This is a genomic window from Stenotrophomonas indicatrix (assembly GCF_002750975.1).
GTDB classification, from domain to species: Bacteria; Pseudomonadota; Gammaproteobacteria; order Xanthomonadales; family Xanthomonadaceae; genus Stenotrophomonas; species Stenotrophomonas indicatrix.
The window spans coordinates 3,144,869-3,158,112 of record NZ_PEJS01000001.1; the positions used below are offsets into that span (position 1 = coordinate 3,144,869).

Here is a 13,244-nt window from a genome sequence, read left to right on the forward strand (position 1 = left end):
GACTGCCCTGATTCGGCGGGGTTCCCCAGCCATTCCGCTGCCGTTGTGGTTCACGCCTGCTTTGCGCGGTACGCGCGACCCTGCTGTTCCTGTTGGGTGGAGAAGCCTTCATGCAGTACGCGTTGTACTACTGGACCGGCATCCAGGGCCGTGGCGAGTTCGTGCGGCTGGCGCTGGAAGATGCCGGCGCCGATTACGTGGACATGGCGCGTGTGCACGGCGACGCCGTGATGCAGCCGTTCCTCGATGGCCACAGCGAAGGTGCGCAGCCTTTCGCGCCACCGTTCCTGAAGGCGGGGCGACAGGTCATCGCGCAGGTCGCGGCCATTCTCGATTTCCTCGGCCCGACGCTGGATCTGGTTCCGCAGGCCGCCTCGCGGCGCATGCAGGCGCTGCAGTTGCAGCTGACCATCGCCGATCTGGTGGCCGAAGTGCACGACACCCACCATCCGATCGCCGCGTCGAAGTACTACGAAGACCAGAAGACCGAGGCCAGGGCGCGCGCGGCAGCGATGCGCGATGAGCGCCTGCCGAAATTCCTTGGCTACTTCGAGCAGGTGCTGAAGGCCAATGGCGGTCGCCACCCGCTGCGCGAACACTCCTACGTGGACCTGTCGCTGTTCCAGTTGCTGAGCGGGCTGGACTATATGTTCCCACGCCGCATGCAGGCGCTGTGGCCGACGTTGCCACTGCTGCGCGCGCTGAAGGATCGGGTGGAACAACGGCCAGGCATCGCCGCCTATCTCGCTTCGGAACGGCGGCTTGCCTTCAACACCAACGGCATCTTCCGGCATTACCCGGAACTGGATGGCGAGAAGTAGCGCCGGGCCATGCCCGGCGGCAGCGCAACCCAACGCCGGGCATGGCCCGGCGCTACCGGTCAATGGGCGTTTTCAGCCAGCGGCTTCACCGCCTGCTTCTGCAGCGACAGCAGCCCCAGCAGGATGGCCAGCGCCACATAGGCACCGGCGAACTGCCAGCTGATGACGCGGGCCAGGCCCTGCAGATCCCACGGCAGGTAGATGCCGCCGCGCGGATCCACCGAATGGATCAGGCCGAACAGGGTGAGCGCCGCCGCCACCAGCAGGAAGCCGCAGGCGCGGCGCAGACGGCCATCGACCATCGCTGCGACGGTGGCGATCCACAGCATCGAAGTGATGATGAAGCCGTTGCCCAGCGCGAAGATCACCGCCAGCTCCGGCAGGCCGTGGCCATCGACGTGGGTCAGCAGCGCGCCCATCTGCTCGGCCGGAATCCAGCCCGGCGCCTTGATCGCCAGCAGGTAGGCCGCCGACGGCAGGAAGCCCAGCACCATCGCACCGGCATGCTGGCGCGGGGTGGCCTGGAAGGCCTGGGTGGTGATGTCGATCGACACGTACACGATGATCGGCGCCAGTACCGCCAGCGGCAGCCACTGGACCAGCCCGGAAATGATGCCGAGCATGCCGCCGATGCCGACGAACAGGCCGGTCAGCAGCGTGTAGCCGCTGCGCGCGCCCATGTGCTTGTAGGCCGGCTGGCCGATGTACGGGGTGGTCTGCGCAACGCCACCGCAGACGCCGGCGACCAGCGTGGCCACCGCCTCCACCAGCAGGATGTCGCGGGTGCGGTAGTCATCGCCGGCCGCGCGCGCGCTTTCGGATACGTTGATGCCACCGACCACCATCAGCAGGCCGAACGGCAACAGCAGCGGCAGGTAGGTCATCGCGGTCGGCAGGCCCTCGATGAAGCCCAGCGTCGGCAGCGGCAGCACCACCTGCGGCGGCACCCAGGCCGGAATCTGGAAGCCGGGCACACCCAGGCCGGCCAGGCCGAGCCCGTAATACAGCACGGTACCGAACACGAAGGCCAGCAGCACACCGGGGCCGCGCAGCGGCAGCTTGCCCTTGGCGATCAGCACGTACAGCAGCAGGCCCAGCGTGGTGAAGCCCACCAGCGGCGAGCGCAGGGTTTCCAGCAACGGCAGCAGGCCCATCAGCACCAGTGCGATGCCTGCGATGGAACCCAGCAGCGCAGCGCGCGGCAGCGCGCGGGTCACCGCTTCACCGAAGAAGGACAGGATCAGCTTGAGCACGCCCATGATGACCAGCGAGGCCATGCCCAGCTGCCAGGTGGCGATGGCGGCGGCATGCGGGTCCAGGCCCTGCTGCTTGAAGGCCAGGAAGGCCGGGCCCAGCACCAGCAGCGCCATGCCGATGCTGGTCGGTGCATCCAGGCCCAGCGGCATGGCGGTGACGTCGTCGCGCCCGGTACGCGCGGCCAGGCGCCGTGCCATCAGGGTGTACAGCAGGTTGCCGACCAGCACGCCCAGGGCGGTGCCGGGGAACATGCGGCCGAAGACCACGTCGGCGGGGAACTGGAACATCCCGACCAGCGCCATGGCGATGAAACCGAGGATGGAGAGGTTGTCGACGACCAGGCCGAAGAAGCCATTGAAGTCGCCAGCGACGAACCAGCGGCGCGGCGCGGTGGAAGCGGGAGCGGACATGGAAGGGGCGGTGGGGGTGGGGACCGCCGATGGTAGGCCCAGCGGGGCCGGCGCGCCAATTCCCGAGTGGAATGATGGGTTCCAGCCAACGGCGGAGCCCCTCGTGGTTGGTCGCTGAAAGCAGCCTATCGGAGTGGGTCGTGCGGGGTGGGCTGCGCAGGACACGCCGTAAACCCGTCCATGGGGGCTCGATGGCGCCATCCATGGCGCCAACGGTCCTGCGCAGCCCACCCCGCCCGGCCACGGACAGTTTCCTGCGGGCGCCAGCCACGGAAGAGAATCAAAAGATCAAAAGCAGAAGCCGGTCGCTGCGCTCTCAGGCGCCGGATCGCAGGCATCTGCGTGGTTGCCGGCCAGCGGCCGGCACTACCGACAGACATCCACGCATGGCGTGGATCTACTGTGTCGACCAAGGTCCCACTAGCAACAGGCCATGCCATTCCAACAGATCGCGGAAATCTGTCGAAGGCGGCGTGGGTCCGGTTGCGGGGGTGTCCGCGGCATGGATGCCGCGGCCAAGCCCCCAAGGGTGAGGGCGCTTTGCTTGCGAAGCACTGCTTCGCAAGCGCCAGAACGCACAGCCGCCAGCGGCTGGGCCGGTCTGGGGGTTTACGGCGTCCCCCGCAACCGGACCCACCCCGCCATCCCACCGATACCCCGCTTTTGACGTTGACGTTGACGTTGATTCGGCGGGTGCAGGGCGCAGCCCTGCATCAGACGCCAACCCTCACTTCTTCAGGAAGTTGTCCACCAGCAGATGCTTCACGTCGTCGATGCGACCACTCAGTACCGCCTTGGCCGCATACAACGCCGTGCCTGCCACCTGCTTGGCCTCGATCTGCGGCGGCATCACCAGCTCCGCGCGACTGGTATGTACATCCAGCAGCGCCGGCCCACGCTGGGCCAGGAAATCCTGCACTGCTTCTTCCAGGTCCTCGCTGCGGGTCACCGTGCGGCCATGGAAGCCGATCACCTCGGCCAACCGGCCGAAATCCGGGTTCTTCAGGTCGGTGTAGTTGTCCAGCAGCCCTTCCACCTTCTGCTCCAGCTCGACGAAATTCAGCGAGCCGTTGTTGAACACCACCACCTTGATCGGAAGGTTCTCCTGCACCGCGGTCAGCAGGTCGCCCAGCAACATCGCCAACCCACCATCGCCGGACAACGAAATCACCTGCCGCCCCGGGAAGGCCTTCTGCAGACCCAGCGCCTGCGGCATCGCGTTGGCCATCGTGCCGTGCAGCAGGCTGGTCAGCGTGCGGCGCCGGCCGTTCACCCGGATGTGCCGCAGCACCCACACCATCGGCGAGCCACCATCCGCGGTGAACAGCGCATCGTCGGTAGCGTACTTCGACAGCAGCGCGGTCAGGTGCTGCGGATGGATCAGTTCGCCTTCGCCGGGTTGTTCCTCCTGCTCGCGCTTCTTCAGCGCCTTGTCGCGGTGCTCGATGCATTCGTCCAGGAAACTGCTGTCTTCGCGCGGGGGCAGCATCGGCAGCAGCGCGTCCAGCGTCGGTGCGATATCACCGACCACGCCCAGGTTCACCGGATGGCGGCGACCGAGGTGGCTGCCGTCGCGGTCGACCTGGATGATCGTGGCCTTGTCCGGATAGAACTGGCCCCAGGCGAAATCCGCGCCGAGCAGCAGCAGCGTGTCGCACTCCATCAACGTGTGGAACCCGGATTCGATGCCGAAGACTCCGGTCATGCCCATGTTGTACGGGTTGTCCGGTTCGACGAAATCCTTGGCGCGCGAGGTGTGCGCCACCGGTGCCTGCAGGCGCCGCGCCAGTTCCAGCAGCTGCGCATGTGCCCCCTGGCAACCGGCGCCGGCATAGATGCCGATGCGCTTGCCCTGGCCCAGCAGTTCGGCGATGTGCTGCAGCTCGGCATCGGAGGGGCGCAGCACCGGCTGGGTGTGATGCACCGAGAACGGCACATCGTGCTTCACTTCCGCTTCGCTGATGTCGGCCGGCAGGATCACCACCGCCACACCGCGGCGGCTGATCGCCGCCTGGCAGGCCAGCGCTACCACGCGCCTTGCCTGGGCCGGGCTGTGCACCTGTTCGCAGAACACGGTGCAGCTGCCGTACACCGCCTTGAAATCCACTTCCTGCGGGAACTCCATGCCCAGTTCGCTGGTGACCACCTGGCTGGCGATAAGCACCATCGGCGCGCGGTTGCGGTTGCTCTCGAAGATGCCGTTGATGAAGTGCAGACCGCCAGGACCGCACGAACCCGCGCAGGCGGTCAGCTGGCCACTGATCAATGAATCGGCACCGGCCGCGAACGCCGCGACCTCTTCATGGCGGACATGCACCCACTCGATCTCACTGCGATGCAGTGCGTCGGTGACATGGTTCAGGGTGTCGCCGACGATGCCATAACAACGGCGGACGCCCGCCTGCTGCAGGGTATCGACGACGATCTCGGCAACGCGCTTGCTCATGGGACTACAGCCTTGCAAGGGGGAACCCCGAGGCTAGTCCCGGTGAAGTGATGCTCCCGTGGGCAAGAGGCCGATCACCTTGTCGTGCAAACTCCGGGCAGGGCTGCCGTCAATCGTTGACGTTGATCCACCCCGTCACCACGCCGCGCTTCGGGTTGCGGTAGCGCACCTGCAGCCAACCATCCTGCTCATCCAGCATCTCCACGCGATCACCCTGCACCAGGTAGCGCTGCGTGCTGGACGCACCGGGATGATCGAACAGGAACAGGCGCGCAGGCAGCACGCTCGCCATCAGCCCCACCAGCGGCGCACCGCTTGCTGGTGCGCCGAGCCCGTCGCCGATGGCGCTTTCCAGCACCTTGCCGGAGGGATCGTAGGTGCGCCACACCGCCAGTGGCCCTTGGTTCTCGGTCTCTTCCCAGTGCAGCGCCCGGTTCAGCGTATCGCCCAACATCAACACGCTCTCACCGCGGTACAGATAGAGCTGCGGTCCGTTGAAGCGATACACGTCGGTGTACCACATCGGCCCGCTGCGGCAGCTGGCGGTCAGCGTGCGCGTGGCGGCGTCGGCGGTAAGGCCCATCAGGTCACCGCACTGGTCGTGTCCATGGGTCACCGCCTTCAGTGCGCGGAACTCACCGCTGCCCACGTCGAAGCGGTAGACCGCAACGGCCTCATTGACCATGCCCACCGCCGCGCGCGCAACCAGCTCGGGACGCCCGTCGAAATCGAGATCCTCTGCGCTCACGCGCGAATGTCCCTCGGCATCCGGCGCGCCAGGCAGGCGCTGCCGTTTACCTGCCGGCTGCAGGAGCACGGCAAGCATGCCGTCCTCCTGTACCTCTACCGCCGCCTGCACGCCCGCTGCCGGCGAAAACCGCAGCGGGCCCCGGTCCTCGTCCTGCGCCTGTGCCGCCGGCGCCAACAGACCGGCCAGCATCACCGCCATCAGCACATCCCTGGGTGTCATCGTCATTCCCTGCAGCGCCACAGTGGCGCGTCCAGGTCAGAACGATACGTCAACCGCCTGCCGCGACCACAGTACCGACTGGTGCCTGGTCTGCTGCTTCCACGCCAGACGGATCGCTTCGATGTCGGCGCGGCGCTGCGGGCTGTCCTCGTGCAGCACCACCAGCACCTTGGTGCGCAGGCGGTTCGGGGAGGCATCGCCACGGAACAGCCACTGGCCGTAGGCATCGAACACGGTCAGGCCGTCCGGGAAGCGCGGCGTCACTTCCTTGTCCAGGAACGCGCGCCACTGCGCGTCGCTGATGGTGTCGGCCTGCGGGCGGTCACCGGCGCCCTGCTCTTCGCCCACGCCGAAATAAAGCTCGCTGCGCACCCAGCCGTGGCCGCTGGACGGACGCGCGGCGTCGCCCTGCAGGTCGGCGGTGGTGGCATAGGCGCTGGGCGCCTTGGAGGACAGGCTGGCGCAGCCACTGGTGGCCAGCAGCACGGCGAAGACAAGGCCAAGGTGTTTCATCGGGAACAGCGCTCCGGGAAGGGGAAAAAGCACGACGAAGGGGCACGGAGGGTACACCTGCGCCTCGGTTGCGGCTGCAACCAATGCCCTCATGCGGGCAGGGCATGAAGTGATGCGATGGGAGCCGGGACTTGCATCGCACCGCCTCCTCACGCCAAGATAATATATCGCTTCATCCGGATGGATGTAAGTGAAACTATCTCCCCCCCCTTCCCCACGTCGTTGCTGCTGGAGTCCGCATGTCCACCCGCCTGTCCGCGTCGCCGCTCGGCCTCGCCATCGCGCTCGCCCTGTCCCCCGCCCTGGCTTCGGCCCAGGACGCCGCCACCAACCTGGACACGGTGATCGTCACCGGCACCCGCGCCGCCGACCGCACCGTGCTTGAATCCACCTCGCCGGTGGACGTGCTGACCGCCGAGGACATCCGCAAGGCCGGCGTGGTCAATGGCGAGCTGGGCAGCGCCCTGCAGGCCCTGCTGCCCTCGTTCAACTTCCCCCGCCAGTCCAACTCCGGCGGCGCCGACCACGTGCGCGCCGCGCAGCTGCGCGGTCTGTCGCCGGACCAGGTGCTGGTGCTGGTCAACGGCAAACGCCGCCACCACACCGCGCTGGTCAACACCGACAGCAAGATCGGCAAGGGCACCACGCCGGTCGACTTCAACGCAATTCCGGTCAGCGCCATCAAGCGCATCGAAGTACTGCGCGATGGCGCCGGTGCGCTGTACGGCTCTGACGCCGTGGCCGGCGTGATCAACGTGATCCTCGACAACGGCGGCGACGGCGGCGAGATCGAAGCCAGCTACGGCGCCAACCACACCGACCTCAAGCCGATCGGCCGCACCCTCACCGACGGCCAGACGGGCAACCTCAGTGCCAAGGTCGGCACCTCGCTGGGCGAAGACGGCGGCTTCCTGCGCGTCGGCCTGGAATACAAGAAGCGCAACGGCACCAACCGCGCCGGCTTCGACCAGATTCCGCCGTGGGACCAGACCGAGGCCAATCTTGCCCTGCAGGGCAAGCGCAACTACGTGCTCGGCGATGGCGCCAGCAAGGACATCAATCTGTGGCTGAACACCGAGATTCCGGTGGGCAAGACCGCGACGTTCTATGCGTTCGGTACCTTTAACCAGCGTGATACCGAAGGCGCGAACTACTTCCGCTATCCCGATGGCGATGCCAACTGGAAGGAGGTCTACCCCAATGGCTACCGGCCGATCTCCGAAGGCGAGAACCGCGATGTGCAGGCGGTGGCCGGTATCCGTGGGCAGTGGGGTGAATGGAGTTATGACGGCAGCCTGGATTACGGCCAGAACGACTTCACCTATCGTCTGCGCGATTCGCTGAATGCCTCGCTGGGCCCGACCAGCCCGACCCGCTTCAAGACCGCGGACTACGAGTACGCGCAGACCGTGGGCAACGTCGACCTGAGCCGCGTGTTCTCGCAGAGCGACAGCATCAGCCACACCCTGGGCCTGGGCGCCGAAGCCCGCCACGAGCGCTACCAGACCCGTCCAGGCGACCCGGCCAGCTACGCCGCCGGCCCGTACACCGATCGTCCGACCGGCTCGCAGGCAGGCGGTGGCCTGACTCCGCAGGACGCGGCAACCCTGTCACGCGATGTGGCCAGCGCCTACGCCAGCCTGTCCAGCCAGTTCGGCGAAAAATTCTCCACCGACCTGGCCGCGCGCTACGAGCACAGCGATGACTTCGGCGGCGAACTGACCGGCAAGCTCGGCCTGCGCTACGAGTTCACCCCGGCATTCGCCCTGCGCGGCGCGATCTCCAACAATTTCCGCGCACCGTCGCTGGCGCAGATCGGCTACGAATCCACCTCCACCGGTTACAACGCCGGCGGTCAGCTGGTGCAGGGCCGCCTGCTCTCGGTCAACAACCCCATCGCCCGTGGCCTGGGGGCGCAGGACCTGAAGCCGGAGAAGTCGCTGAACACCTCGCTCGGCTTCACCAGCCGCATCGGCGAGCACTTCGACCTGTCGCTGGACTTCTTCCAGATCGACATCGACGACCGCATCGCACTGTCCGAGAGCATCACCGGCGATGCGCTGACCGATTACGTGGCCACCAACTACGGCGTCGGCGGCCTGCAGAGCGCCAGCTTCTTCGTCAACGCCGCCGACACGCGCACCCGCGGCGCCGAGCTGGTGAGCAACTGGCGGCAGTCGCTGGGCGATGGCCAGCTGCTGTTGACCGGCACCTACGCCTACACCAAGACCACGCTGAAGAACGTGCTGGCCACACCGGCGCAGCTGCAGGCGCTGGACCCGGACTACGTGCTGTTCGGCATCGAAGAGACCAATACGCTGACCGACGCCACCCCGCGCACCCGTGGCAGTTTCTCAGCGGCTTGGAGCAACGACCGCTGGTCGCTGAGCAGCCGGGTGAACCGCTACGGCAGCGCGACCCGCGTATTCAACTTCGGTGATGGCTACATTCCCCGCCAGACCTACCAGGCCGAGTGGCAGCTGGATGCGGAAGTGGAATACCGCATCACCCCGCAGTGGAGCGTGGCCATCGGTGGGCAGAACCTGACCGACAACTACCCGGATCGCTCCAACGAGGACATCCACTACTTCGGCAACCTGCCCTACGACGTGCTGTCGCCGATAGGCAGCAACGGTGCGTACTACTACGGTCGCGTGCGCTACACGTTCTGATTGCTGCGAACAACGTGCCGACCAACGGTCGGCACCCACCGGGACGCGATGGATCGCTGCGGGTGGGTGCGCCGGCACCCACCGGGTGGGTGCGGACCGTTGGTCCGCACCAGCCGTAGCCTGACCTCGACCCCGCGTACACGCCGCCGCTGGCATGGTGGTCGCCATGGCTGAACCGCTCCCCCTGCGTCCGCCACCTCCATTGCTGGACGACGCCTGCGCGTTGTTCCTCGATGTGGATGGCACCCTGATCGAATTCGCTGCACGCCCCGACGCCGTGCAGCTTCTCCCCGATGTGCGTGAAGCCATCGGCCGCATCAGCGATCGGCTGGAAGGTGCCGTGGCACTGGTCAGTGGTCGCCCGCTTGAACAGCTGGACCAGTTGTTCGCGCCGCTCAAGCTTCCCGCTGCGGGCCTGCATGGCCACGAACTGCGTGCGCAGGACGGGCACGTGATACGCGATGAGCATGGTGACGACACCGCCGACTGGCTGCATGCGCTTCATCAACAAGCCATGCGTTTCGCCCATGGCCACCCCGGCGTACTGGTCGAGAACAAGGGCGTAGGCCTGGCCCTGCACTGGCGTGGCGCGCCGCATGCAGCCAACGATGTGCGCGCCTTCGCCGACCGCCACGTGCGCGGCCGTGCCAGCTATCGCCTGCAGCCGGGCGACCATGTCGTCGAATTCGTCCCGGTGGCTACCAACAAAGGCCGAGCCGTACGTCGGCTGATGCAGTACCTGCCGTTCCGTGGTCGTCTGCCGGTGTTCCTCGGCGATGACCTGACCGATGAATTCGGCTTCGATGCGGCCAATGGCCTGCATGGCTGGAGCGTGTTGATCGGCGAACGTGAACCCAGTGCAGCGGTGTTCGCGCTGCCCGACATACGCAGCGTGCACGCCTGGCTGCGTGAGAATGCGTATTGACCCCGGCCCCCACGGCCGCAACCGAGATGTACCGCGTGATGACCCAACCCGATCTTGATCTGGGCGTGGTCGGCAACGGCAGCTTCGGCGCCCTGGTCGACAAACACGCCCGTGTTGTATGGAGTTGCCTGCCGACCTTCGACGGCGACCCGACCTTCTGTGCCCTGCTCAGCCCCAACCAGCAGACCGGCGGCGACTTCGCCATCGAGCTGGAAGACTTCGCCGGCAGCGAACAGGAATACCTCACCAATACCGCGATCCTGCGCACCGTGCTGCGCGATGCGCATGGCGGCGCGCTGGAAATCCTCGATTTCGCCCCGCGCTGGCGCCAGAACGATCGTTTCTACCGGCCGGTCAGCCTGATCCGCCAGGTGCGCCCGTTGTCCGGCAGCCCGCGCATCGTGATCCGTGCCCGCCCACTGGCCGACTGGGGCGCGCGCGTGCCCGAGTCCACCTGGGGCAGCAACCACGTGCGCTGGATCCTGCCCGAGCACGTGCTGCGCCTGACCACCGACGTTCCTGTGCGCTTCGTGCGTGATGGCCTGCCGTTCGTGCTCAACCATCCCATCCACCTGATCCTGGGCGTGGATGAATCGCTCAACCGCTCCATCAGCGGCTACGTGCAGGAAGCCTTCCAGCGCACCCGCGACTACTGGCGCGAATGGGTGCGGTACCTGTCCATCCCGCTGGAATGGCAGGACGCGGTGATCCGCAGTGCGATCACCCTCAAACTCTGCCAGTACGAGGACAGCGGCGCGATCATCGCAGCGATGACCACCTCGATTCCCGAAGCACCCGGCAGCGTGCGCAACTGGGACTACCGCTACTGCTGGCTGCGCGATGCCGCCTTCGTGGTGCGCGCGTTGAACCGTCTGGGCGCCACCCGCACGATGGAGCAGTTCCTCGGCTACATCTTCAACCTGGCCACCACCGACGGCACCCTGCAGCCGCTGTACGGCATCGGCTTCGAAGCCAAGCTGGACGAGGACGAAGTGCCCAGCCTGTCCGGCTACCGCGGCATGGGCCCGGTGCGGCGCGGCAACCTGGCCTGGGTACAGCGCCAGCACGATGTATACGGCAGCGTGGTGCTGGCCTCCACTCAGCTGTTCTTCGACCGTCGCCTGCAGGATCCGGGTGACAGCCACACCTTTGCCCGGCTCGAACCGCTGGGTGAACAGGCGTTCGCACTGCACGACGTGCCCGATGCCGGCCTGTGGGAATTCCGCGGCCGCACCGAAGTGCATACCTACACCAGCGCGATGTGCTGGGCCGCGTGCGATCGCCTGTGCAAGATCGCCGTGCGCCTGAAGCGTGATGACCGTGCACAGTACTGGCGCGAGCGTGCCGATACCATCCACGCACGCATCATGGAGAAAGCCTGGAGCGAGGAGCTCGGCCACTTCACCGATACCTTCGATGGCCATCGCCTGGATGCCTCGTTGCTGCTGCTGGCCGACATCGGCTTCATCGACGCCAACGACGCACGCTTCGTCGCCACCGTCGAGGCCATCGGCCGCGACCTCAAGCACGGCAACGCGCTGTACCGTTACATCGCCCCGGATGATTTCGGCGAACCGGAAACCAGCTTTACCATCTGCACGTTCTGGTACATCGATGCGCTCGCTGCAATCGGCCGCATGGATGAGGCGCGCGACATGTTCGAATCACTGTTGCAGCAACGCAACCATCTGGGCCTGTTGTCGGAGGACCTTGCCTTCGACGGTGGTGAAGCCTGGGGCAACTTCCCGCAGACCTACTCGCATGTCGGCCTGATCACTGCGGCGATGCGCCTGTCGCGTTCCTGGCAGGAGGCCTCATGAGCCGTCTTGTCATCGTATCCAACCGCGTGGCTGTGCCCGGCGAGAACCGTGCCGGCGGCCTCGCCGTGGGCCTGCTGGCGGCACTGAAGGAACGCGGCGGATTGTGGTTCGGCTGGAGTGGCAAGAGCGTGCGCGAGGCCAGTGGCGCGCTGCACGAGCAGCGCGATGGTGACATCCAGTACGTCACCATGGACCTGGCCAAGCGCGATGTGGATGGCTACTACAACGGCTTCGCCAATCGCACGTTGTGGCCACTGCTGCACTTCCGCCTGGACCTGGTCGATTACGACCGCGGCACCCGCGAGACCTACCACAGGGTCAATGCACTGTTCGCCGACAAGCTGGCCCCACTGCTGCGCGAAGACGACATCGTCTGGATCCACGACTATCACCTGATTCCGCTCGGCGCGATGCTGCGCGAGCGCGGCATCGGCTGCCGCATCGGCTTCTTCCTGCACATCCCGATGCCCTCGGCCGACCTGCTGCAGGCCATGCCCGATCATCTGCGGCTGTTCTCGGCGCTGTATGCCTATGATCTGGTCGGCTTCCAGACCCAGCGCGATGCCGATCGCTTCCAGACCTACCTGCGCCTGTTCGGCGGTGGCCGGGTACTGGAAAACGGCAATCTCGAAGCACCCGGCGGACGTCACTTCCGTGCCGCGGCATTCCCCATCGGCATCGACACCGAGCTGATCGCCCGCCAGGCCAGCACCGCAGCCAGCAAGGCGGCCGTGAAGAACCTGCGCAGCAGCCTGCGCGACCGCCAGCTCGCCATCGGCGTGGATCGCCTGGACTATTCCAAGGGCCTGCCCGAACGGTTCCTCGGCTTCGAACGCTACCTGCAGCGCCATCCCGACCAGCGCGGCTCGCTCACCTACCTGCAGATCGCACCGGTCTCGCGCGGCGATGTCACCGAGTACCGGCAACTGCGCAGCCAGCTGGAGCAGATCGCCGGCCACATCAATGGTGGCCATGCCGAGCCGGATTGGACACCGCTGCGCTACGTCAACCAGAACTTCACCCACGCCACGCTGACCGGCTTCTATCGTGCCGCCGCTGTCGGTCTGGTCACCCCGTTGCGAGATGGCATGAACCTGGTCGCCAAGGAATACGTTGCCTCGCAGGATCCGGAAGATCCCGGCGTACTGGTGCTGTCCCTGCTGGCCGGCGCCGCCGATGAAATGAAGCAGGCGCTGCTGGTCAATCCGCATGATCTGGACGGCGTGGCCGATGCCATCGCCACTGCGGCGACGATGTCGCTGCACCGGCGCAAGGAGCGTTGGCACGCGATGATGGAACACCTGCGCACCTACGACATCAACCACTGGCGCCGCAGCTACCTCGAAGTCCTGGAAGGTTGACCGCCCACGCCGGGCATGGCCCGGCGCTACATTGATCCGGGCACAGGGT

The 13,244-nt window shown here is 66.5% G+C and carries 9 protein-coding genes; 5 read left to right on the plus strand and 4 right to left on the minus strand.

Features of this window, described 5'->3' with window-relative positions:
* Positions 1–110 precede the first annotated feature (110 nt).
* A complete protein-coding gene (locus CR918_RS14520) occupies positions 111–821 on the plus strand; it encodes a glutathione S-transferase (RefSeq protein ID WP_032975154.1) in 711 nt (236 codons plus the stop codon).
* Positions 822–880: 59 nt separating this feature from the next.
* Here CR918_RS14520 and CR918_RS14525 read toward each other — a convergent pair whose 3' ends face one another.
* From CR918_RS14525 to CR918_RS14540, 4 genes are all read right to left on the minus strand, one after another.
* The gene (locus CR918_RS14525) at positions 881–2,488 is read right to left on the minus strand and encodes a SulP family inorganic anion transporter (protein ID WP_099785180.1); all 1,608 of its coding nucleotides are present in this window, start codon (positions 2,486–2,488) and stop codon (positions 881–883) included.
* Between the two features lie 727 nt (positions 2,489–3,215).
* A complete protein-coding gene (locus CR918_RS14530; protein WP_099843440.1) occupies positions 3,216–4,934 on the minus strand; it encodes a thiamine pyrophosphate-dependent enzyme in 1,719 nt (572 codons plus the stop codon).
* Positions 4,935–5,043: 109 nt separating this feature from the next.
* Positions 5,044–5,904: an SH3 domain-containing protein gene (locus tag CR918_RS14535; protein WP_099843442.1), complete on the minus strand. Its 861-nt coding sequence runs from the start codon at positions 5,902–5,904 to the stop codon at positions 5,044–5,046.
* Positions 5,905–5,940: 36 nt separating this feature from the next.
* Positions 5,941–6,417: a DUF3574 domain-containing protein gene (locus CR918_RS14540; protein WP_032975156.1), complete on the minus strand. Its 477-nt coding sequence runs from the start codon at positions 6,415–6,417 to the stop codon at positions 5,941–5,943.
* Between the two features lie 239 nt (positions 6,418–6,656).
* Between CR918_RS14540 and CR918_RS14545 the strand changes: the two genes are divergently transcribed.
* From CR918_RS14545 to otsA, 4 genes are all read left to right on the plus strand, one after another.
* Complete coding sequence (locus tag CR918_RS14545; RefSeq protein WP_099843444.1) at positions 6,657–9,089, plus strand: TonB-dependent receptor plug domain-containing protein; 2,433 nt, start codon at positions 6,657–6,659, stop codon at positions 9,087–9,089.
* Positions 9,090–9,255: 166 nt separating this feature from the next.
* Entirely contained in the window at positions 9,256–10,014 is a 759-nt protein-coding gene (gene otsB / locus CR918_RS14550) for a trehalose-phosphatase (protein WP_088101059.1), read from the plus strand.
* A gap of 38 nt (positions 10,015–10,052) precedes the next feature.
* Positions 10,053–11,834, plus strand: coding sequence for a glycoside hydrolase family 15 protein (locus CR918_RS14555; RefSeq protein ID WP_032975222.1), 1,782 nt, complete (start codon positions 10,053–10,055; stop codon positions 11,832–11,834).
* Entirely contained in the window at positions 11,831–13,195 is a 1,365-nt protein-coding gene (otsA, locus tag CR918_RS14560) for an alpha,alpha-trehalose-phosphate synthase (UDP-forming) (RefSeq protein WP_099785186.1), read from the plus strand. The genes CR918_RS14555 and otsA overlap by 4 nt, the downstream gene beginning before the upstream one ends.
* Positions 13,196–13,244 lie beyond the last annotated feature (49 nt).

Bases quoted from the DNA above. Each gene is read 5' to 3' on its own strand.
- CR918_RS14545 (WP_099843444.1), top strand. From the start codon at position 6,657: ATGTCCACCCGCCTGTCCGCGTCGCCGCTCGGCCTCGCCATCGCGCTC.
- CR918_RS14520 (WP_032975154.1), top strand. From the start codon at position 111: ATGCAGTACGCGTTGTACTACTGGACCGGCATCCAGGGCCGTGGCGAG.
- CR918_RS14525 (WP_099785180.1), bottom strand. From the start codon at position 2,488: ATGTCCGCTCCCGCTTCCACCGCGCCGCGCCGCTGGTTCGTCGCTGGC.
- CR918_RS14535 (WP_099843442.1), bottom strand. From the start codon at position 5,904: ATGACACCCAGGGATGTGCTGATGGCGGTGATGCTGGCCGGTCTGTTG.
- CR918_RS14555 (WP_032975222.1), top strand. From the start codon at position 10,053: ATGACCCAACCCGATCTTGATCTGGGCGTGGTCGGCAACGGCAGCTTC.
- CR918_RS14530 (WP_099843440.1), bottom strand. From the start codon at position 4,934: ATGAGCAAGCGCGTTGCCGAGATCGTCGTCGATACCCTGCAGCAGGCG.
- otsB (WP_088101059.1), top strand. From the start codon at position 9,256: ATGGCTGAACCGCTCCCCCTGCGTCCGCCACCTCCATTGCTGGACGAC.
- otsA (WP_099785186.1), top strand. From the start codon at position 11,831: ATGAGCCGTCTTGTCATCGTATCCAACCGCGTGGCTGTGCCCGGCGAG.
- CR918_RS14540 (WP_032975156.1), bottom strand. From the start codon at position 6,417: ATGAAACACCTTGGCCTTGTCTTCGCCGTGCTGCTGGCCACCAGTGGC.